The sequence below is a fragment of the Polynucleobacter sp. IMCC 29146 genome, from assembly GCF_021395195.1.
Taxonomy (GTDB): domain Bacteria; phylum Pseudomonadota; class Gammaproteobacteria; order Burkholderiales; family Burkholderiaceae; genus Polynucleobacter.
In genome coordinates this window covers 1-21875 of the sequence record NZ_JAJVCR010000006.1, presented here as the reverse complement: position 1 = coordinate 21875, position 21875 = coordinate 1, and the positions used below count along the sequence as shown (strand labels likewise).

The window sequence follows — 21875 nt, the reverse complement described above, 5'->3', positions numbered from 1 at the left end:
ATTATAGGTTTCCTTGGGGTGGGGGTGTTTACAATCAAGGAAATATGGCTCGAACCGTCTTTCCTCAATCGAATTCAACCCAACCCCCTAATTCCAGCGGGCAGGGCAGAATGCCCCGCTTATTATTGGAAGCCCGCTGGTTTGTTTCGCTGGGTTTATGTTTGGCTTTATTTGCAATTCTGATTACGTATTCCAAATTAGATCCTGCTTGGTCACACGCTAGCTTTGATTTACCAACCAATTTAGGGGGTCGGACGGGCGCCTGGATTGCCGACCTAATGCTTTATGTCTTTGGTCTGTCCGCATTTTGGTGGGTTATCTTGTTTGGTAGGCGCGTTTTTACCGGTTGGAAAGAGTTATGGAGCACTCCAATGCCCCCCGACCCCGAAGCGAAGCCCGACTCCTTGTTACTGCGATGGTTGGGCTTTGGCCTCACTTTGCTTGCCAGTATGGGCTTGGAATCAATTCGCTTACATTCTTTGGCAATTGCATTACCTAGGCCCCCTGGGGGAGTTTTAGGTGAGTTAATTGGCGATCCTTTGCAAATGGCAGTTGGCTTTACCGGCGCAACAATCATTTTATTATTTGCGCTGTGCGCAGGCTTATCGCTCTTCCTCCACTTTTCTTGGCTCAATTTGGCCGAACAAGTTGGGCGGTATATGGAGCTCGGGTATCGGCGCTTGCGCGAACGGCGTGAAAGCGAAGTCGATCGTAAAGTGGGTGAACAGGCCAGTGTAGAGCGCGAAGAGTTTGTCGAGGAAGTGCGCGGTCGCATTGAAATTATGGCGCCAGTCCAAATTGTGCGCAGTGAGCCCGCGATTGTGCAAAGCGTGCGCGTGCAACGAGAAAAGCAACAACCTCTTTTTATTGATATTCCTGATTCTGAATTACCCCCACTGGCACTTTTAGATGCAGTGCCCGAGGCTAAAGAAACCATTTCTGCTGAGGTAATGGAATTTACCTCACGCTTAATTGAGCGCAAGCTGGATGAATTTGGCGTCGAGGTCAAAGTCATTGCCGCCTATCCAGGACCAGTTGTTACGCGTTACGAGATCGAGCCAGCAGTTGGCGTTAAGGGTAGCCAAATCGTTAACTTGTCGCGCGACCTTTCGCGATCTTTGGGTCTTGTGAGTATGCGGGTGGTAGAAACCATTCCCGGTAAAACTTGCATGGCTCTCGAGTTGCCCAACCCCACTCGTCAATCGGTATATCTCTCGGAGATTTTAAGTTCTCAGGTTTATAACGATAACCACTCTTTATTGACACTGGCCTTAGGTAAAGATATCTCTGGCGCGCCAATGGTGGTTGACTTAGCGAAGATGCCACACTGCTTGGTAGCAGGTACTACTGGCGCTGGTAAATCGGTGGGTATTAACGCCATGATTTTGTCTTTGTTATTTAAGGCTAAGCCAGATGAAGTGCGCCTCATCATGATTGACCCAAAGATGTTAGAGATGTCGGTGTATGAGAAGGTGCCGCATTTATTGTGCCCCGTTGTGACTGATATGAAGCAAGCCTATAACGCGCTGAATTGGGCCGTTAATGAAATGGATCGCCGTTACAAATTAATGAGCAAGTTTGGCGTACGCAATTTAGCCGGCTTTAATCGCAAAATTGTTGAAGCAGAAGAAAAGGGCGAGAAACTAACTAATCCCTTTAGCTTAACCCCCGATGATCCAGAGCCGCTGTATAAAGCCCCCGTGATTGTGGTGATCATTGATGAGTTAGCCGACTTAATGATGGTCTCAGGCAAAAAGATTGAAGAGCTCATTGCGCGTATCGCACAAAAAGCGCGCGCTGCAGGCATTCATTTGGTGCTAGCGACGCAGCGTCCCAGCGTTGACGTGATCACCGGCCTAATCAAAGCCAATATTCCGACGCGTATTTCGTTTCAGGTCAGTAGCAAAATTGATAGTCGAACCATTCTGGATCAGCAAGGTGCTGAGGCTTTATTAGGCATGGGCGACATGCTCTATATGGCTCCTGGTACTGGCCTACCGATTCGGGTGCATGGCGCTTTTGTCTCGGATGATGAAGTGCACCGCGTGGTTGACTGGTTAAAAGAAAAAGGTGAAGCCAATTACATTGATGGCGTGCTTGAAGGCGCCGATGAATCGACGATGGATGTCTTGAATGGCGGCGGTAGCGGTGGTGAAGCCGACCCCTTATATGACCAGGCAGTTGCGATCGTGCTGGAAAACAAACGCGCTTCCATTTCCTTAGTGCAACGACATCTACGCATTGGCTACAACCGCGCTGCTCGTTTACTGGAAGATATGGAAAAAGCGGGTTTAGTTTCGAAGATGAGCGGTAGTGGGAATCGCGAAATTTTTGGCCGGAAGGCTGAGGAGTAATGCGCATTACAGGTTTGCATTGTTGTCTGGTAGTAAGTTTGGCGATCTATGGTTCCTATGCGATAGGAGTAGCCCCTAATAAAGCCTCGCAAACTAGTGCCGCAATCAATTCGGCCGCTCCTTACGGCGCTAGTACCGACACCGTTTCTGCTACTGAACAATTACGCCAATTTGTGCGCAACTCTAAAACGGCAGAAGGTGATTTTGTGCAGCAGCAATTGCGTGCACCAAAACCGAATGAGTCGCAAGATAAAGGTTTGAAAGTGATTCGTCAAACACAAGGCCATTTTTATTTTCAGCGGCCTGGGCGGTTTGCCTGGGAGACCAACAAGCCTTATGAACAAAAGCTAATTAGTGATGGCAAGCAATTAATTATGTGGGATAAAGACCTAAAGCAAGCTACTTATCGGCCAGTAGGCGATGCTCTTGCGGCCACACCTGCAGCAATTCTGTTTGGCGAGGCAGCACTGGATGAGCACTTTGATCTGGTTGAAGATATCGAACACAATGGCTTGCGTTGGGTTGATTTAAAGCCGAAAGTAAAAAAAGGCGGTGCACCTGGTAATCCAGATTTGGCTTACACTAAAATTTCAGTAGGAATGAAGGGTGGCTTACCAAGCGCTTTAGAATTACTTGATGGCCTAGGCAATGTAGTGCTGGTGAGCTTTAGTCAATATCAATTAAATGTAAACTTCGCACCGAGTCGGTTTAGTTTTAATCCCCCGATAGGAACCGAAATAGTGAAATTAAAATAAACCGATGATTGATCCCCAACTTTTACGTAAAGATATCGAGAGCGTTAGAGCGCGCCTCTTCAACCGTAAGTTTGAACTTGATGTGGCGCAATTTGCCCTTTTAGAAAATGAGCGCAAGCTATTACAAACTCGTACCGAAGATTTACAGGCCAAGCGCAATCAATTGGCTAAAGCTATTGGCATGAAAAAAGGGAAAGGTGAAGACGCTAGCGCTGAAATGAATGAGGCCACGCAAATTAATCTCGATATGGAAATGGGCGCTGCGCGCCTAGCTGTGGTGCAAACAGAGCTACACGATTTTTTAATGGGTATCCCTAACTTACCCGATGCATCTGTACCTCTTGGTAAGGATGAAACTGAAAATCAAGAAATTAAAAAAGTGGGCACTATTCCTTCTTTTACTTTCGACATAAAAGACCATGTTGATTTAGGTGCGCCATTAGGTCTAGACTTTGAGGCTGGCGCTAAGATTAGTGGCGCACGCTTTGTCGTTTTAAAGGGCCCGATTGCCCGATTGCATCGTGCATTAAGTCAATTCATGATTGATTTACACGCTACTGAGCATGGCTACCAAGAAATTTATGCGCCCTATATTGTAAATGCGGCATCCATGCGCGGTACGGGACAACTACCCAAGTTTGAAGATGATTTATTTCGGGTGCCGCGCAAAATGGGCGCAGAAGACGGAGGCATTGAGGAGGAGAACTTTTATTTAATTCCTACAGCAGAGGTACCCGTGACTAATTTAATGCGTGATGAGATCGTCGCTGCTGAGCAGTTACCCTTGAAATTTGTAGCACATACTCCTTGTTTTCGATCTGAAGCGGGTAGTTATGGGCGCGATGTACGTGGCATGATTCGCCAACATCAATTTGATAAAGTTGAGCTAGTGCAAATTGCTAAGCCCGATGAATCGATGGCTGCACTTGAAAACCTTACTAGCCATGCAGAGAAAGTGCTTGAGCTACTCGAGCTACCGTATCGCCGGGTTTTACTTTGCACCGGTGATATGGGTTTTGGTAGTACTAAAACCTATGACTTAGAAGTCTGGATTCCATCACAAAAAGCCTATCGTGAAATTAGTTCTTGCTCGAATATGGGCGATTTTCAAGCCCGCAGAATGCAGGCGCGCTTTAAGCTGGGACAAGCTAAGCCTGAAATGGTGCATACCTTAAACGGCTCGGCCTTAGCGGTGGGAAGAACCTTAGTAGCATTACTAGAAAATAATCAACAGGCCGATGGCAGTATTGCAATACCTAAGGCTTTACAGGGCTATTTGGGTGGGTTGGATGTATTGAAACCAGCGCGTTAAAATAAAATTAACTTTAATTTCAGTCGCTTACTATTTCTAGCTAAAGTCTTATCTAGAGTAACGATTGCTTCAGCCTTGAGTTGTATTGCCGTAGCAAGATGAAGGGCATCAGCCGATCTTAATTTGGATGAGCTATCGAGCGTAAGGATGGCAGCACTGTAAAAATTTTTGTTATCAATAGAAAGTAATTCAATATTGGTGTTGCAAAGTTGTTGGAATACGCCCCAAGATTCATGACTTTGTTTTTTATTTACTTGCCCTGTTCTTTCTTTAATACTGAGCGCGCTGGCAAATTCTGTAAATGCCCATGTAGAGGAAATTAATTTCGTTTTGCAGCTTTGGTACCAATCGGCTACATCATTACTTTTGGGTTCCCGTGTGCATAGTGCCACTAAAACGCTGGTATCAACATAAATCATTAATAACGCGCCTTGGAACGAAGCTCTTCAATAACTGATGAACCCATTGGCATAGATGCACGTACGCGTTTAAGCTCGGCAGATAAGGCTGTTCGATCGAAAGTGATGGGGCGAAGATGTAATGAGCCATCTAGGCTGAGTGTTACTTCAACTTGGTCACCATCTTTGAGGGGTATTTGACGGATAAATTCAGCCGGAATTCGTACGGCTAGACTATTGCCCCATTTAGAAATTTGTAAGTTCATGGCGTATCGAGACTTTCAAGTAAAAAAACTATACCTATTTTATGGATATACACTAATGTATATCCATTGTAGTACAGAAAGCGAGAAAACCGCAGGTATAATTTGATTAACTCGGAGAGGTGGCAGAGTGGTCGAATGTACCTGACTCGAAATCAGGCGTACTGTCAAAGGTACCGTGGGTTCGAATCCCACCCTCTCCGCCATAACCTATATAAATTAATAGCCATTAGCTATGCTACGATTTAGGCATAGATTTTCCACATTTCATAAAAATAGTAACTAAGGGCAGATGTATGAAAGTTAAATCATTAATAGTAGGCATTGGATTCATTAGCCTTACTACCCCCGCTTTAGCCCAGTCCGTCTTTGAAGGCTTTTATGGACAAGTTGGTATTGGTTATGAGAACTCAACCCCAAGCTATTCAGGCGGCACTTTGAATGGCATCACCTCTGGGCCGCTTTATTCTTATGGCATGTCAGGTGGCACGACCAATAGTTTTGCAGCTACGGCAACGGTTGGCTATTACTTTCCAGTAACAGGTAACTTTCTCCTTGGTATTGGTGCGGAGTATTCACCCTTATCAGGCACTAGTAGTAATGCTACTGTGACGATTCCAGCGCTCAAATACAGCGAATCCCAATCAATTAAAAAAGGTGACTCGTATAACCTCTTTATTTCTCCTGCTTACGCTATTGATAAAGAGAAGCTGGCTTACGCTAAGGTGGGCTACTCTAGCGCCAATTATGAAATCGGTGGAGGCAACGACACCTATAACGGTTACTCCTTAGGTCTTGGCTATCGCCAAATCATTCAAGGCAACTGGTACGGCTTTGCTGAAGTCAATTACACGAGCTACGGCAATCAAAATGTCGCTACTAATGCATCAGGCACAGCGAGCTTTAAAGTCACTAATGCCCTAGTAGGCGTTGGTTATAAGTTTTAGTACATGAATAACTAAGGATAAATCATGCGTACCTATATAACTTCACTACTCTTAGCAACAACCCTCATACTGGCGTCTTGCGGTGGCGGTAACGATATAGCCTCAAGCGGAGCTAGTGCCGTAAGTGCGGCTGCTCCAGTAACAACAAATGATGCTACGACTACTGCATCAACACCTGCTACCACCGCTACTGAACCTAAAATTAATGGTCAGGTTGATGAGCGCACTGGTGTAGCGCCAGTAATTGCCAAAGCAAACCTAGGACACCAATATTGCGTCACCTGCTCAAGCTGCCATGTTCCTATGGATAGAAATCTCTCCTTCTGCCCACCCCGGACCAACTAGACCTTAGTCTAATTGATTGGTGTACAGAGCGCCCTAACTACCCACCGTTTGTATCCGTAAGTCGCGCGCAGCAATACGCACCTTTTCGGCTTCCTCTCTGAGGGTTTTAATTTCTGTAGGGGATAGGCGTTCAATATTAGAGTAGTCTAATTTCCATTGCGCGTCTGTCGACCAAATTAATGGTGACTGAACGGTAGTGCGGGGTGCAGGGGCAGATTCTAGAATGCGTAATGCCAGTTCAAAATTGGTATCTTGTGAGGCTACATCATTGGGTATAGCAGCCGCATTCCCCAAGGGGAAGTCGCTAAATAACAGTCGTGGCACACCGCAATATTCAACGATATCTTTAGCTGCTCCCATAATGACCGTGGCAATGCCTTGCTCTTCAAGGTAGCGCGCCAACAAACTTTGGCATTGATGGCAAATGGGGCAGTTGGGAATGAGGATGGCTACGTCCACCCCATCGGCTTTACAAAGCCTGGCAATTGCTGGTGCATCCACTTCAAGCGTGTGACGTTGACTACGATTGCTGGGTAAGCCATAGAATCGTGGCGATAAAGCGCCGAGGCGCATACTTGCGACTGCTCTTCTAGCGGCAGCCAAAGGAAACCACGCATTCATTTCGGCCATATCGGCATTTTTACGATCTACCCCTACGTGTGAGATCCGTAAATCCGGGTCTATTGTCGTTGGACCTGAGTACACCTCATAAAACTTGGCTAGTGCGTTATAAGCAGAGCCGGGGCCTTGATTGCCTTTGTCGGCTTGGTAAGGAGCGGCGGTAGTGATTAAAGCTAGAGTCGATTCCCTGAGAGGCTTTTTTAATGGGCTAAATGGCACGGTTAGATAGTGTGCCCAGACATATGGGTTTTCATAGCCAAGCCCTAAATAATAGGAGCGCGTGCGTTGCATATAAGAAACTGGCTGATCCCAGGAAGGGGCGAACTCGAGCTCTTCAACCATGGTATTTTTCTGTGTGGCGGTCATGGGGAAAACCTTTTTCAATCAATCAAAATGAAAAGATAAACAAGCGTAAAACGAGTTTAATTGATCCTTCCAAACCCTGATAATAATTGCTTTTTCTGGATAATTGAAGAATTTATAAGGATGAACAATGCAAGGTAATTGGATGATCAAGTTATGGTAAATTATTTTGAATAAATTTACCTTGGGCCGTATATAGTGATCAATAAAAATCCGCCTTTATTACTATCCCTGGCTTGTCTATTTTTAGTGTCATCTTGCGGGGGTGGTTCAAGTGGCACATCATCTGCATCTACCTCAAGCAGCACCTCATCGCCTACAAGCGTGGCAGCCACCACCTTGTCGGTAGCCGACGCTTTGTTTCATGAGAAAGCGTTATCGGCTAGCGGCCAATTAGCCTGTTCTGGCTGTCATACCGATGAAACTGCGCATTCAACAGCTGCTAATGTTGCATTACCGCTTGGGGGCGCATCAATGAATCAGCAAGTTTTTCGGGCCGCTCCCAGCATTCTTTATAAAGCCGCAACCCCTGCATTTAGTTTTGATGCCGAGGGCAATGCAGTTGGTGGTTTTGATTGGGACGGTAGGGTAAATACGCTAGCAGCGCAAGCTTCCGGTCCCTTGTTAGCAGTGAATGAGATGGCTAATGCTAGTGTGGCAGACGTAGCAAGCAAGGTACGACGCCTATCTTATTTTAGTGATTTTGCCGCCGTATTTAATTTACCCACTAATGCATCTGATCAACAGGTGTTTGACACTTTATTAACAGCTTTGCAAACATATCAACAAATTGATCCCGATTATTTACTTTTTAATAGTAAGTTTGATCGATTTTTAGATGGCACTGTAGCTCTCAGTTCGCAAGAGGCGCGTGGCTTAGCTACTTTTAATGATCCTAATAAAGGCAATTGCGCAAGTTGTCATACTAGTCAAGTGGGGCCCGGGGGCACAAGACCTGTGTTTACTAACTTTAAGTATGCCGCGCTAGGTTTGCCACGTAATACAAATATCGAGGCCAATGCCGACAGTTCTTTTTATGACATGGGCTTGTGTGGCCCAGTAAGAACAGACTTATCCGCTAGAACGAATTTATGTGGCCAATTTAAAATTCCCACCTTAAGAAATATTGCTTTGACAGCGCCTTATTTTCATAACTCAAGTATTGCTACTTTGTCTGATGCGGTAGGGTTTTATGCGACTCGCGATATCAACCCCACGCGTTGGTATCCAACAGTGAACGGCGCAGTACAAAAATTTAATGATTTACCAGCAGCATTGCGAGGTAATGTGATTCAAACTAGGCCTTTTGGCCTCGCTAATGGTGCTACCCCGATTATTAATGCTGAGGATGTTGCCGATATCACGGCTTTCCTCTTAACTCTCAGTGACGACAAGACTGCTGCGCCAGGAAGACCAACCGTAGGGCGGTAAGATTGTGGTTGATCAAATATAATGATAATGACCTATTCATCTGCTTTTGAGCTAAATTTGCTGATGAGTAATTTAATTCAACTTGGAGCTGCAAATGACTGAGTCATCATCAAATAAACCGGAATTTGGTAAAGAACAACAAGAAGAGGCTATCGGCATAGTCGCTTTCTACCTCATGCCTGTATGCGTTGCCATTGTGGTGTTAATTGGGGTTTATTTTGCTAAACAGTGGGCGGGTTAATTGCGCCAATTAACTTACCTTGGTTTTTTTCTTATTCCCTTTAGCCTCATTTCCTGCGGTTCAATTCAAGAGGCGGCGCAAGAAGATTGCGCTGGGGCAGGTTACCGGGCAGGATCTGCCGACTACAACAGCTGCGTTTCAGCGCGTATTCGTGAGCGTAATGCTGATTACAGCAACACTTTTTTGCCAAGTAACCAAGGTTTTCAGTCGACAGACTCGAAATAAGGACTTATTTAAGGGTTAACCCTAATAAGCACTCTGGCTTTTTCAAGCATTTCGCTTAGTTTGAGCTTAGTCAAGAGTTTTTAGGCGCCATTCATCAATAATGAATAGACTTTGTAATTCGTTATTTATCAAATGATTTATAAATCTAATACAATAGTAGATACGTTTTTAAGGTTACCTTGTTTTATTTTGCTATGACGTTAATCAATAAAGATTAGGACTAATGAATCATCCCAAACCTGCTGGTGAAATGAAGGCTGTTGCAGTAGCAACCATAGATGACTTAAGGCAGCGCATTCGTCAAAAAAGCAAAATGAAGGGTCGCCAGCCAGATGATATTTCTGTTGCCGAGGTGCAGCAATTAATCGGTCTAGCGCCTTATCGACGGGACTTATTAATTGAATATTTACACCAGTTAAATGATGAGTATCGTGCTTTGCATGATCGGCATTTAGTCGCTTTATCTAAAGTTATTAATGTGTCGATGGCAGAGGTGTATGAGGTTGCAACTTTCTACCATCACTTTGAAGTAGTTCGTGGAGATGACCCTGTAGCGGAAATTACCATTCGGGTTTGCAATGGCCTCTCTTGCGAATTACATGGCGCACAACATTTATTAGCGCGTTTGCCAAAAGTTTTGGGCGAGGGAACCAACTTTGCTAATGTCAAAGTGATACCTGCGCCTTGCGTGGGACGCTGTGAACAAGCCCCCATTGCCGTGGTTTCGCAATATCCTGTTTTGTTTGCCTCGGTCGATAAAGTCGTTGCGGCCGTAGAAACCAAATCAACCCATCAGCCGATGGGTAAAAATGATGGTGATTTCAATCCCATTAATTATGTGGAGAAGGGTATTTCTCCACAGGGCACTAATCAGCTAATGTCACCAGCGTATGTTGGTTACGAGGCGTATCGCGCTAAAGGTGGTTACCAATTAGCAAGCGATGTGAGTACGGGTAAGCATAGCCCTGAGGCTGTATTAGTAGCCATGGAGAATTCAGGTTTACGTGGCCTAGGTGGTGCGGGCTTTCCTGCGGGTCGCAAGTGGCGGATTGTGAAAGACCAAGCCGCACCGAAATTGATGGCAGTGAATATTGACGAAGGCGAGCCAGGTACCTTTAAAGACCGCACTTATTTAGAGCGTGATCCCCACCGTTTTTTAGAGGGCATGCTGATTGCCGCTCAAGTAGTTGGTATCGAGACTTGTTACATCTATTTACGTGATGAATATCATGGCTGCCGTGAATTATTACAAGCAGAATTAGCCAAACTACAAGCTAACCCGCCATGCGCTTTACCTCGAATTGAATTGCGCCGTGGTGCTGGCGCCTATATTTGCGGTGAAGAGTCGGCGATGATTGAAAGTATTGAAGGTAAGCGTGGGGAACCGCGTATGCGTCCACCCTATATTGCCCAAGTTGGCTTATTTGGACGTCCTACCCTTGAGCATAATATGGAAACGCTGTATTGGGTGCGCGATATTGTGCAGCGTGGCCCTGAGTGGTTTAGTTCATTCGGTTTGAATGGTCGTAAAGGCTTACGTAGTTTTAGCGTCAGCGGCAGAGTAAAAGAACCTGGCGTGAAGTTGGCGCCAGCAGGCATTACGATTCAAGAACTGATTGACAATTATTGTGGTGGCATGCAAGCAGGCCATACGTTCTATGCTTATTTGCCGGGTGGTGCATCAGGCGGTATATTGCCAGCGACAATGAATACCATTCCACTCGATTTTGATACGCTGCAGCCCTATGGTTGCTTTATTGGCTCTGCAGCAGTGATGGTGCTAAGTGAGCAAGATAGCGCTCGTAATGCCGCTTTAAATATCATGCACTTTTTTGAGCATGAGAGTTGTGGGCAATGCACCCCTTGCCGGGTTGGTACAGGTAAGGCCGCCACTTTAATGCAAGCCAAACAGTGGGATCAATCAACCTTAGAAGACTTGGCTACGGTCATGGTTGATGCCTCGATTTGTGGATTGGGCCAAGCTGCACCGAATCCGATTCGTTGTGTCCAAAAATACTTCCCGCAGGAGATTGCATGAACGCACCCGTAAATCCGCAGGAACTCGAATTACAAACGGTGGAGTTCAAGCTCGATGGCAAAACAATTATTGCTTATGATGGCGAAACAATTTTAAAAGCAGCTAAACGCCATGGCATTGATATTCCCCATTTGTGCTTTAAAGATGGTTACGCACCCGATGGCAATTGTCGTGCCTGCGTGGTTGAAATTAATGGCGAGCGTACTTTAGCCCCCAGTTGCTGTCGCAATGCCACTGCTGGTATGGAAGTCAAGGCCCAAAGTGAACGTGCCGTTAAAAGCCAGAAATTAGTTTTAGAAATGCTCCTCTCGGATATGCCTGATAAAGGCTATAAGTGGATCGGCGATGACGAGAGCATGCAGTTTGGTGAGTTAAGTAGTTGGGCTAAGCAAATGGATGTCACCGTTCGCCCCGAATTAAAAGCGCTGCGTCGTGAGCAAGCTAAGGCAGATATTTCGCATCCTGCCATGGCAGTGAACTTAGATACTTGCATTCAATGTAATCGTTGCTTACGGGGCTGTCGCGATGAGCAAGTAAATGATGTGATTGGTTACGCGATGCGTGGTAGCCATAGTGAAATCGTATTTGATTTGAACGATCCCATGGGCGAGAGTACTTGTGTAGGCTGTGGCGAGTGCGTACAAGCTTGCCCCACCGGCGCATTGATGCCTAAAGGGTTAATCGGTTCACAAAAAGTGGATAGTAAAGTTGATTCAGTTTGCCCATTTTGCGGTGTCGGCTGCCAAATTACTTACAACATTAAAGATAATGTGATTGTTAGTGTTGACGGTCGCGATGGCCCTGCAAACCACAATCGTTTATGTGTGAAGGGTCGCTTTGGCATGGATTACATTCATAGCCCGCAGCGCCTTACTAAGCCCTTGATTCGTAAAACGGGTGTACCTAAGGATGAAACTGCGTCGCAAGACCCGAATGATTGGTCCAGCATATTCCGTGAAGCGACTTGGGAAGAGGCTTTAGATGTTGCAGCGAGTAAGCTAAAGGGCTTGAATGAAAAACATGGCCGCAAAGTCTTGGCTGGTTTTGGCTCGGCTAAGGGCAGTAATGAAGAGGCTTATTTATTTCAAAAACTAGTACGCACTGGATTTGGTAATAATAATGTCGACCATTGCACGCGCTTATGTCACGCCTCTAGCGTGGCAGCGTTATTAGAGGGTGTAGGTTCAGGAGCGGTAAGCAATCAGGTTAATGATGTGGAAAACTCCACCATGATTTTATTGATTGGCGCAAACCCGACAGTGAATCATCCAGTAGCTGCTACTTGGTTTAAAAATGCGGCTAAACGTGGTACTAAGGTGGTGTTAGCCGACCCACGTGTTACACAAATGGGTAAGCATGCGTGGCGCATCATGCAATTTAAACCTGATACTGATGTGGCGATGTTAAATGCAATGATCTACACCATCATTGAAGAAGGTTTGTGCGATCAGGAATTTATTAAAAATCGTACTAGTAACTTTGAAGCCCTCAAAGAAAATGTCAAGGGTTATAGCCCAGAATTAATGGCGCCTATCTGCGGTATTCCATCAGAAACATTACGTGAAGTAGCGCGCGAGTTTGCGACGACGAAGTCGGCAATGATTTTATGGGGCATGGGTGTTAGTCAACACGTGCATGGTACCGATAATGCCCGCTGCTTAATTGCTTTATCGACCATTGCAGGTCAAATTGGTAAGCCAGGTTCGGGCTTACATCCCTTACGTGGACAAAACAATGTTCAGGGTGCTAGTGATGCGGGTTTAATTCCGATGATGTTTCCCAATTACCAGCGGGTCGATAACGCTAATGCGCATGATTGGTTTGAAAAATTCTGGAGGACCCCATTAGATTCAAAACCTGGCTATACCGTGGTCGAAATTATGGAAAAGATCTTGGCACCGGATAGTGACCCCGATAAAATTCGGGGCATGTACATCATGGGCGAGAATCCTGCCATGAGTGATCCCGATTTAAATCATGCACGTCATGCTTTGGCTTCGCTAGAGCATTTAGTAGTGCAGGATATTTTCATGACTGAGACGGCTTTGTTGGCCGATGTGGTCCTGCCAGCGAGTGCTTGGCCAGAAAAAGTTGGCACAGTGAGCAATACCGATCGCATGGTGCAAATGGGTAAGCGTGCGATTCATCCGCCAGGCGAGGCAAAACCCGATTTATGGATTCTGCAAGAGTTGGCTAAACGCATGGGCCTCAATTGGAAGTATGCGGGGCCTGATTCAGGTGTTGCAGAAGTGTTTGATGAAATGCGTCAAACAATGCACGCAGCAATTAAAGGCATTACTTGGGATCGTTTAGAGCGTGAATCGAGCGTTACTTATCCCTGCTTAAGTCCTGAAGATCCAGGCCGACCGATCGTATTTGATGATGCTTTTCCAACAGCGGATGGCAAAGTCAAGCTGGTTCCCGCGGATATTATTCCCGCGGATGAACGCCCAAATGATGAATATCCTTTCGTTTTAATTACCGGCCGTCAACTTGAGCATTGGCATACTGGCAGCATGACGCGACGTGCGACCATACTGGATACGATTGAGCCGATGGCTACTGTCTCCTTGTGTGGGGATGATATGGTGCAGTTAGGCGTAACCACTGGTGATGTAGTGACGGTTGCTTCACGGCGTGGCACAATTGCAATTCATGTGCGGCGTGACGATGGTACTCCGCGTGGCGCAATCTTTATTCCTTTTGCTTATTATGAGGCTGCGGCAAACTTAATGACTAATGCCGCATTAGATCCCTTTGGCAAAATACCTGAGTTTAAGTATTGTGCTGTTTCAGTTATTAAGGGTGGTGATGCTGCGGTTAAATTAGGTTACGGTACCAACGATGAAATATCTAGCGACAAGGTAGCAGCGCACACCTAAAGTGGATACTGCATTGCAAAAAAACGCTGAATTGCCAGTGCTGATTATTGGCGCTGGTTTAGCAGGGCTCACAGTGGCTCTGCATCTTGCTAAAACCCAAGCCGTGATTGTGATGGCTAAGCGTAGCTTGGGTGAGGGCGCTACTGCATGGGCGCAGGGCGGAATTGTTGGCGTGCTAGATCAGGCCGATAGTGTTGATGCGCACGTTGCCGATACCTTAAACGCTGGCGCGGGTTTAGTCGATGAAACAACTGCGCGATATATTGCGGAAGAGAGTGCCGCGGCAATACAGTGGCTTGTTGATCAAGGCGTGCCTTTTACCACTGATGTAGCGGGCCCGCTAGGTTTGCACTTAACTCGCGAAGGTGGTCATAGTCATCGCCGCATTGCACATGCTGCGGATGCTACAGGCAAGGCAATTCATGAGGTGCTCTTAGATCAAGCGCGGTCGCATCCGAATATTCGTTTAATTGAACATTGGATTGCACTCGACCTTATTACGAATCGACACTTGTCGAGTAAGGATAAGAAAAAATTACCCAATCGCTGTTACGGCGTTTATGCATTAGATATTAATAATTCCAAAGTAGAGACCATTGCGGCTAAAGCCGTAGTTTTAGCTACTGGTGGGGTTGGTAAGGTCTATCGCTATACCAGCAATCCCGATACGGCTACGGGCGATGGTATCGCTATGGCCTGGCGCGCTGGATGCCGAGTGGGTAATATGGAATTTATCCAGTTTCATCCAACTTGCTTGTATCACCCCAGTGATCGTACTTTTCTAATTACTGAGGCCTTGCGTGGAGAGGGCGGCTTACTCAAGCTGCCTGAAGGTGGCGCTACCCAAGGCCTACGTTTTATGCCTGAACATGACGAGCGCAATGAATTAGCGCCGCGTGATATTGTGGCACGCGCAATCGATTTTGAAATGAAAAAATATGGCTTAGATCATGTGAATTTAGATGCCACCCATTTAGGTGCAGCGTTTATTCAAGAGCATTTTCCAATGATCTATGCGCGTTGCTTTAGCCTTGGAATTGATATTACTCAGCAAGCTATTCCTGTGGTACCTGCTGCTCACTATACCTGCGGTGGGGTAGTGACCGATTTGCATGGCCACACCGATTTACCTGGCCTATACGCTGTAGGTGAGTCTACTTATACGGGTCTGCATGGTGCAAATCGCTTAGCAAGTAACTCATTACTAGAATGTGTTGTCATTGGCAAAGCAGCTGCTGCTGATATTGATTTAGCAGTCACTCCTGAATTACCAAATTTACCTTTATGGGATGAAAGCCAAGTTGAAAATGCTGATGAGCAAGTGGTGATTGCCCATAATTGGGATGAATTACGCTCATTAATGTGGAATTATGTTGGCATTGTGCGCACGACTAAACGGCTTGAGCGTGCCTTACATCGCATTGAGCTATTGCATCATGAAGTGCAGGAATACTATGCCAACTTTAAAGTGACTCGCGACTTAATTGAATTGCGTAATCTGTTAGATTGCGCTGAGCTGATTGTGGAATCGGCCTTAATGCGTAAAGAAAGCCGTGGCCTACACTATAGTCGCGACTACCCTAATACAGGGGCAGTTTCTCTCCCAACAATTTTGACACCTAAGCAGTAGGCTGAATTTAGCTAGACCGCTTAAGCTAGCATCCGCATTGAAAAATCAACAGCCTGCACATCTTTGGTCAGTTTACCAAGCGAAATTCGGTCTACACCTGTAGCTGCAATAGCACGCATCAACTCGATGCCAATACCTCCTGAAGCTTCTAATAGTGCTCTGCCTTGATTAATGGCTACCGCTTTGTGCATTTTTTCGATTGAGAAGTTATCAATCAAAATATTTTTTGCACCCGCTTTAATAGCTTCATCTAGTTCAGCTAAATTCTCCACCTCAATCTGAATGCTGACACCTTCATTGAGTTTTTCTGCGGCATCAAGCGCTGCACGAATGCTACCAGCTGCAGCGATGTGATTTTCTTTGATCAAAATACCATCCCATAAAGCCATCCGTTGGTTTTCACCACCGCCAATGCGCACTGCATATTTTTGCGCTTGGCGTAGGCCGGGTAAGGTTTTGCGGGTATCCAGCACAACACAGCCATTGGGGTTGGGACTTAGGCCAACTATCGCTTCCACATATTTTCTAGTGTTAGTAGCGGTAGCAGAGAGGGTTTGAAGAAAATTAATTGCGGTACGCTCTCCTGAGAGTAAGGCACGTACATCCGCTTTAATTTCGCACACTGGCGTATCGACAACCATCCAATCCCCTTCTTGATAAAACCAAGTCAGTACGGCTTTAGGATCAAGCGCTTGAATTGTCCCTTCAAACCAAGACTTACCACACAGCACGGCTTTTTGTCGTACGCTTAGCTGGCTTCGCCCTATTTTGCTGGGCACAAGTTGCGCAGTCCAATCACAAACGCCAATATCTTCCCTCAAGGCATCTTGAATATTGCGCGTACGGGCTTGGTCTAAAGTTTCGTTGGCATCAAACATGAGATCGCAAGTAATCCTTAAGCTGCGCCAATGTGTTTGACAAAGCCATGCTGGGCTTTAGCTAATAAATCGGGATGCTGGCTCGTGAAATCGAGCATCCGATCGATACAGATGAGGGCCTTTATTCTGGTGGCCTCTTCAATGAAAACTTCACCTGTTTGATTTTCTAGTGCATCCAGAATGCCTTGCAGTCCATTCATCGCCATCCAGGGGCAATGGGCACAGCTTTTACAGGTAGCGCTAGTTCCCGCAGTCGGGGCTTCGATCAGTTTTTTATTGGGCGCCAATTGACGCATGCGGTGCAAGATGCCTTTATCGGTTGCGACAATGTATTCATTAGCAGAGCCCTCAACTACAGCCTTAATCATGGCAGAAGTCGAGCCCACCACATCGGCAAGTGCGATAACTGCAGCCGGTGATTCTGGGTGAACCAATATTTGGGCCCGCGGATATTGCAAGCGCAATAATTCCAGCTCGGTGGCTTTAAATTCATCATGGACAATGCAGGCACCATTCCAGAGCAACATATCGGCTCCAGTTTGCGCTTGAATGTAATGTCCTAAATGTCGGTCGGGAGCCCAGAGAATTTGTTTGCCCTGTTCTTTGAGGTGATGGACGATAGCTAAAGCACACGAACTGGTAACCATCCAATCTGCTTGGGCCTTAACGGCGGCACTCGTATTGGCATAGACTACTACGGTGTGCTTAGGGTGAGCGGCACGAAAGTCAGCGAATGCATCGGCAGGACACCCCAAGTCGAGTGAGCAAGTTGCATCCAAGTCAGGCATAAAAATGCGTTTTTCGGGGCTGAGAATTTTCGCCGTTTCACCCATAAAGCGGACGCCAACGACGATTAAATTTTTCGCTGCATGGGCTTTACCAAAGCGCGCCATTTCAAGGGAGTCAGCCACAAAGCCACCAGTTTCCATGGCTAAGTCTTGAATTTCACCATCGACATAGTAATGCGCCACGATCGCCGCATCTTTCTCGATTAAGAGGGTTTTAATGCGGTTAATCACCGCAGCCTTTTGGTCTCCCGAGATCTGGGGAGGTGTTTGAGCCCAAGCTTGCGCAGTGCAGGTTCTACCAGCGCCATCTTGCTGGGGATAATCAAAAGAAATGGGTTTTGACGAGGCTGGCATAGCCACAGAAACAGGATTCATACCAAATCTTAACCCGAGCGGCGGGTTGGTGCTTTAGTTGGTAATTTCATCGAAAATGCAGGATTCTCGACTCGAATACAATAAAGCTATGAAAAAAATTATCCCTATATTTGCTCTTGGCCTCATTAGCTTCAGCTTGCCTGGTCTTAGTCAGGCTCAAACTACGAGCCCTAATCCTATCCCAGCTATTGGGGCGAGTGGATCTGCCGCAACTGCAGACAAGAAAATGACCACGGTCTCAGAGACGAACGCTGAATTTTTTGCGACCGTCAATGGGCAGCCGATTTCGACTGGCTTGTTAGCCTTAAATATTCGCAATGCCATGGGTCAGGGTCAAAAAGATGGCCCTGAATTACAAAATGCCCTCAAGCAGGAATTAATTAACCGCAAATTGTTAACTGATGAAGCCACTAAAAAAGGTTTAGAGCGTTTGATTGATTTTCCGGATCAATATACGCAACTTAAGCAAACTTTATTGATTCAAGCCTTAGTTGAAAATCATTTCAGCACTAACCCCATTACCGATGCGCAATTGCAAACTGAATACGAGCGGCAGCGTAAATTGGTAGGCGAAAGTGCATCTGCGTTTCAGTATTACTTAAGTCAAATTGTTGTGCCTAGCAAAGCAGATGCAGAAGATTTAATCCGCCGCTTTCAAAAAGGGGAACCTTTTGGAACAATGGCACAAGCATACTCGATCGATCAAGCCACGAAAGGTAGTGGCGGCCAATTGGGGTGGTTGTTTCCTGGTCAAGTGATTAAGCCAATTGCCGACGTGGTTGTCAAAATGAATAAAAGCGCAATTACTACTACCCCTATTCAAACTTCTGAGGGTTGGGTGATTATTCGCTTAGACGATAAACGGCCCTTTAAATTTCCATCCTTAGAAGAGGCGAAGCCGCAACTTCGCCAAGCCATGGTGCAGCAATATTTAGTTGAAACCGTAAAGAAATTACGGGAAACCGCGAAGATTGTGCAGTAATTTCTTACGATGAAAAAACGTCTTCCTGCGGTTTTTTCTGGAATTTTGGCAAGTGTGTTGATTTGCATTTGCTCGCAAGTGTTTGCGGGTGAGAAGGTCGCTTATCAAAATTGGATCGTTGATATGAGTGGGGTGACCACTGAGGCGTATACCGCGAATGATTCTAATTCTTCTTTTGGGCTTTTTTGCAGCGGTGAAAAATGCCTCTTTTATTTACATCAAGCCCTGCAGTGTCAGCCGAATGCTAAATATTCAGTGCTCATGAATAGTGCCAATCTATCTACCGCTTTGTCGATGCAATGTACGCAAATTGGTAATAATTTATTTCAAATCCTCGACCCTTTTAATGCTGTACTAGAGGCCTTAAAATCGGGCGAGACCATTGGTTTTGCTGTAGCTTTGCAGTCGGGCGCCTTTGGCGTAACGCGTTTTAGTTTGGCTGGTAGCGGTGATGCAATTAAACGCGCACTTTCTGAGGCAGCGCGTAGTTCTCAACGGGGTAGCCCACAGACTCAGCCACCACCCAATTCACCTGGTACTAAAGGCCTTAAAGATATTATGATTTAAAACGAATAACTGGCAGAGATCCAGCCGCGGGGTTGGGTAGTGGTGCCGTCAGTATTAGTTGGTTGCCCATATTGGTTATATAAGGGGTTTTTACCCACCATCCACGCTACGCTGCCGGCGACATTCCAATTTTGATAGTTCCATTTCAAACCAAAGCCAGCGCCCATCAGAGAGTAGGTGTTATTCGCATTGGTTTGCCCTTGCCAACCCGCAAAAGTAGCTTTGTATTGCTGCACAGCACCCCAATCGTAAAACGCTGACAAGGTGAGATTTTGCGGTAATTGCCGGCGCAACTCTAAGGTTGCTAGAGCACCCTGAGAGCCAGGACTTTGCGCCACAGGATAGGCACGCACACCGTAAGGACCACCCAAGTAAAACTGCTCAGCCGAATTTAAATTCACTGAAGCAAATTGACCAGAGAGCGCGACATAAACCGAGTTGAGTCCATCTTCGGTAAGCTGTTGATTGCGACTACCCGAGAAATTGAGTTTTGCAAAGGTAGTTGGAGTATAGGCTCCATAGCCTTGAATGCTGGTCGCAGAAATCGCTAAATTACCCAAAACAACCGTGGCAGAGCCGGTGGAAATAGCGCCACCACCAAAACTGTCATATTTATTACCTGACATACCAAACGACAGATTATTAATGGTGTAACTACTAATCGTTGAGCCTGAAGTTTGGTTTTTATTCATATAACTTTTAATGTCATATGCCATACTGGTATTTAAATTGGCACCTTGAGAGCGAATGAGGGGATACGCAGCGGTAAGGCCAGTGGTCCAGGCATCGCCAAAGCCACTATTGTTAGAGGTATAGCTGCTCACATTTTTATAATTTAGATAAGTACCTGCGATACCTAAACGCAAGCCATCATTGGTGGCTGGCAAAGAGTAGGCCCCCTGAACGTAGGCGGAGCCATCAGAGGCAATACCGTTAATGGCAGCTTGATCACCAAACCCACTGGGGTTATTTAAATTGATCGCCACAGTAGCTTGGTTTGAGCCAGTGGTTCGGCTACCATAGTTATTTAATTCCCCACGACCCTGTACTAATGGCGCATCGGAAAGCTGCATTTTTAAAGCTGTTTCACCATCATTAGCACCCGGTTCAAGTTGACTAGCAACAATGACGCCAGGCGTTTCATTAAGAATAATGAGCGCTCGCTCAACCTTGGCAAGGTTGAGATAATCACCAATGGGATTGGCATCGGTAATGTATTTGGCGGCTAAATCTTTACTAAAGCGGGTAGGGCCTTGGGGTGTTTCCACAATGACACTACTGAGCTTGGCTTCAGTGACTAAAATCTTGACGATGCCATTGGCAATCTTTTGGGGTGGCAATATCGCTTGCACGGTATAGCCATTTTTTCGATAGTAATCGATGACTGCATCACAGGCCTTTTGCAGATCATCAAAATTAACCGAGCGGCTGACCCACGGGCGCAATACTTCTTGAATCTGCACCTCAGGCAGAATATTGATACCCTCTACAACAAAGGACTTCACAACAAAGCGAGTTTCACCATCTTTAGGCGCAGTTTGTTGTAAGGGCTCTGGTTTTCCAGGTTGGGGTAAGGCAAGCGGTGAGGGTAAGGGTAGTTGTTGCTCTAAATTTTGTTGCAATGCGCCTGCATCGACTTGGGCATTCGCTGGCAGAGCAATAACGCTAGCCGTCAAGAAGAGAACAATGGATTGCCAAAACGGGAGATTCAGTTGCATTGACGGCTTATTTTTGGGCATTATCTAGCGAGCTTTTAATTATAAAAATTAGCAATCAATATACAACTTAGCTGATTATTATATTAACACTTGATTGCCGAGCCTAGTTAGCCCTTAGGCTAATATTGGTCGCCGCAGTTTTTAGGCTTATTGCTAAAATAGTGGTATGGAAACTAAAGGTTATGTATATCTGATTGAGGACGATGTCTCGGTACAGAAATCCCTTACGCGCGCCTTAAGCAAACAGGGGCTTGAGGTTATTGGCTTTACCACAGCCTCAGCTTTTTTGGCTGCAGCACCCAAACATACGCCTGAAATGATTCTATTAGACATGCAAATGCCGGGGATAACAGGCTTACAGCTACAGGAAAAAATGAACAAGCAGAGTCGCTTAACACCAATCATTTTTATCAGCGGCCAAAGTCACCCGCAGCAAATTATTGAAAGTCTAAAAAAAGGTGCAGTGGATTTTTTTCTCAAGCCATTTAATTTGGCTGATTTAATAAAAGCTATATTTCGGGCGCTGGAGCTAGATCATGGGCTCGCTCGGCGCTTAAAATTACACCAAAGTATCGCAGACCGTTTTTCTACACTCACAGAACGTGAAAAGGAAGTATTCGAGTTATTAACACTAGTGAACTGACCTGATTTTTAGTACCACTCCAAAAGAGAGGATTTTTGATAATCTTCACCCTAAAGGAGTGCTAAATATGGCAAAAGGCCAACGTCTTAAACCCGAGCAAATCGTCACCTTATTGCGTC

General features: G+C 45.9%; 20 protein-coding genes and 1 tRNA gene. 15 read left to right on the top strand and 6 right to left on the bottom strand.

All coding sequences use genetic code 11. The features are described from left to right. Window positions 1-44 precede the first annotated feature (44 nt). Genes LZT22_RS08495 through serS form a run of 3 tightly spaced genes read left to right on the top strand, consistent with a single transcriptional unit; the run spans window position 45 to window position 4421 of the window. Window positions 45-2354 (top strand): DNA translocase FtsK, encoded by a 2310-nt coding sequence (locus LZT22_RS08495; RefSeq protein WP_233924698.1) that lies wholly within the window; start codon window positions 45-47, stop codon window positions 2352-2354. Then, window positions 2354-3109: an outer membrane lipoprotein carrier protein LolA gene (locus tag LZT22_RS08490; RefSeq protein ID WP_233924697.1), complete on the top strand. Its 756-nt coding sequence runs from the start codon at window positions 2354-2356 to the stop codon at window positions 3107-3109. Before LZT22_RS08495 ends, LZT22_RS08490 begins: the two co-directional genes overlap by 1 nt. A gap of 4 nt (window positions 3110-3113) precedes the next feature. After that, window positions 3114-4421, top strand: a complete 1308-nt coding sequence (gene serS / locus LZT22_RS08485) for a serine--tRNA ligase (RefSeq protein WP_233924695.1) — start codon at window positions 3114-3116, stop codon at window positions 4419-4421. On the opposite strand, the gene LZT22_RS08480 is transcribed toward serS, so the two are convergent. Both LZT22_RS08480 and LZT22_RS08475 read right to left on the bottom strand, forming a co-directional pair. Beyond that, window positions 4418-4840, bottom strand: coding sequence for a type II toxin-antitoxin system VapC family toxin (locus LZT22_RS08480; RefSeq protein ID WP_233924693.1), 423 nt, complete (start codon window positions 4838-4840; stop codon window positions 4418-4420). The two genes, serS and LZT22_RS08480, sit on opposite strands and share 4 nt — an antisense overlap. Continuing rightward, window positions 4840-5085: an AbrB/MazE/SpoVT family DNA-binding domain-containing protein gene (locus LZT22_RS08475; RefSeq protein ID WP_233924692.1), complete on the bottom strand. Its 246-nt coding sequence runs from the start codon at window positions 5083-5085 to the stop codon at window positions 4840-4842. Before LZT22_RS08475 ends, LZT22_RS08480 begins: the two co-directional genes overlap by 1 nt. 113 nt (window positions 5086-5198) lie before the next feature. Here LZT22_RS08475 and LZT22_RS08470 point away from each other — a divergent pair. The 3 genes from LZT22_RS08470 (at window position 5199) to LZT22_RS08460 (ending at window position 6374) form a co-directional block, all read left to right on the top strand. Continuing rightward, window positions 5199-5288: transfer RNA gene (locus LZT22_RS08470), tRNA-Ser, on the top strand. A gap of 90 nt (window positions 5289-5378) precedes the next feature. Next, entirely contained in the window at window positions 5379-6029 is a 651-nt protein-coding gene (locus LZT22_RS08465) for an outer membrane protein (protein ID WP_233924690.1), read from the top strand. Between the two features lie 24 nt (window positions 6030-6053). Continuing rightward, the gene (locus tag LZT22_RS08460) at window positions 6054-6374 is read left to right on the top strand and encodes a hypothetical protein (RefSeq protein WP_233924688.1); all 321 of its coding nucleotides are present in this window, start codon (window positions 6054-6056) and stop codon (window positions 6372-6374) included. Between the two features lie 33 nt (window positions 6375-6407). Here the strand turns inward: LZT22_RS08460 and LZT22_RS08455 are convergent, their stop codons facing one another. Further along, complete coding sequence (locus tag LZT22_RS08455; RefSeq protein ID WP_233924687.1) at window positions 6408-7361, bottom strand: reductase; 954 nt, start codon at window positions 7359-7361, stop codon at window positions 6408-6410. A gap of 195 nt (window positions 7362-7556) precedes the next feature. Here LZT22_RS08455 and LZT22_RS08450 point away from each other — a divergent pair, with 195 nt between their 5' ends. The 6 genes from LZT22_RS08450 (at window position 7557) to nadB (ending at window position 15805) form a co-directional block, all read left to right on the top strand. After that, window positions 7557-8789 carry a cytochrome c peroxidase gene (locus LZT22_RS08450; RefSeq protein WP_233924686.1) on the top strand — a complete coding sequence of 411 codons (1233 nt, stop codon included), beginning with the start codon at window positions 7557-7559 and terminating at the stop codon, window positions 8787-8789. 94 nt (window positions 8790-8883) lie between these two features. After that, window positions 8884-9030, top strand: coding sequence for a hypothetical protein (locus LZT22_RS08445; RefSeq protein WP_233924685.1), 147 nt, complete (start codon window positions 8884-8886; stop codon window positions 9028-9030). After that, a complete protein-coding gene (locus tag LZT22_RS08440) occupies window positions 9031-9255 on the top strand; it encodes a hypothetical protein (protein ID WP_233924684.1) in 225 nt (74 codons plus the stop codon). Window positions 9256-9478: 223 nt separating this feature from the next. After that, the gene (locus tag LZT22_RS08435) at window positions 9479-11293 is read left to right on the top strand and encodes an NAD(P)H-dependent oxidoreductase subunit E (RefSeq protein ID WP_233924683.1); all 1815 of its coding nucleotides are present in this window, start codon (window positions 9479-9481) and stop codon (window positions 11291-11293) included. Further along, complete coding sequence (gene fdhF / locus LZT22_RS08430; RefSeq protein WP_233924682.1) at window positions 11290-14175, top strand: formate dehydrogenase subunit alpha; 2886 nt, start codon at window positions 11290-11292, stop codon at window positions 14173-14175. The genes LZT22_RS08435 and fdhF overlap by 4 nt, the downstream gene beginning before the upstream one ends. A gap of 13 nt (window positions 14176-14188) precedes the next feature. After that, window positions 14189-15805 (top strand): L-aspartate oxidase, encoded by a 1617-nt coding sequence (nadB, locus tag LZT22_RS08425; protein ID WP_233924681.1) that lies wholly within the window; start codon window positions 14189-14191, stop codon window positions 15803-15805. A gap of 20 nt (window positions 15806-15825) precedes the next feature. On the opposite strand, the gene nadC is transcribed toward nadB, so the two are convergent. Then, window positions 15826-16683 carry a carboxylating nicotinate-nucleotide diphosphorylase gene (gene nadC, locus LZT22_RS08420; RefSeq protein WP_233924680.1) on the bottom strand — a complete coding sequence of 286 codons (858 nt, stop codon included), beginning with the start codon at window positions 16681-16683 and terminating at the stop codon, window positions 15826-15828. Between the two features lie 17 nt (window positions 16684-16700). Next, entirely contained in the window at window positions 16701-17846 is a 1146-nt protein-coding gene (gene nadA / locus LZT22_RS08415; RefSeq protein ID WP_233924679.1) for a quinolinate synthase NadA, read from the bottom strand. 88 nt (window positions 17847-17934) lie between these two features. On the opposite strand from nadA, the gene LZT22_RS08410 reads away from it, so the two are divergent. Together LZT22_RS08410 and LZT22_RS08405 are read left to right on the top strand one after the other, a co-directional pair. Next, window positions 17935-18828 carry a peptidylprolyl isomerase gene (locus tag LZT22_RS08410; protein ID WP_233924678.1) on the top strand — a complete coding sequence of 298 codons (894 nt, stop codon included), beginning with the start codon at window positions 17935-17937 and terminating at the stop codon, window positions 18826-18828. Window positions 18829-18837: 9 nt separating this feature from the next. Further along, window positions 18838-19395 (top strand): hypothetical protein, encoded by a 558-nt coding sequence (locus LZT22_RS08405; protein WP_233924677.1) that lies wholly within the window; start codon window positions 18838-18840, stop codon window positions 19393-19395. On the opposite strand, the gene LZT22_RS08400 is transcribed toward LZT22_RS08405, so the two are convergent. After that, window positions 19392-21113: a ShlB/FhaC/HecB family hemolysin secretion/activation protein gene (locus LZT22_RS08400; RefSeq protein ID WP_233924676.1), complete on the bottom strand. Its 1722-nt coding sequence runs from the start codon at window positions 21111-21113 to the stop codon at window positions 19392-19394. The two genes, LZT22_RS08405 and LZT22_RS08400, sit on opposite strands and share 4 nt — an antisense overlap. A gap of 166 nt (window positions 21114-21279) precedes the next feature. On the opposite strand from LZT22_RS08400, the gene LZT22_RS08395 reads away from it, so the two are divergent. Beyond that, the gene (locus LZT22_RS08395; protein ID WP_233924675.1) at window positions 21280-21756 is read left to right on the top strand and encodes a response regulator transcription factor; all 477 of its coding nucleotides are present in this window, start codon (window positions 21280-21282) and stop codon (window positions 21754-21756) included. Window positions 21757-21875: the final 119 nt, after the last annotated feature.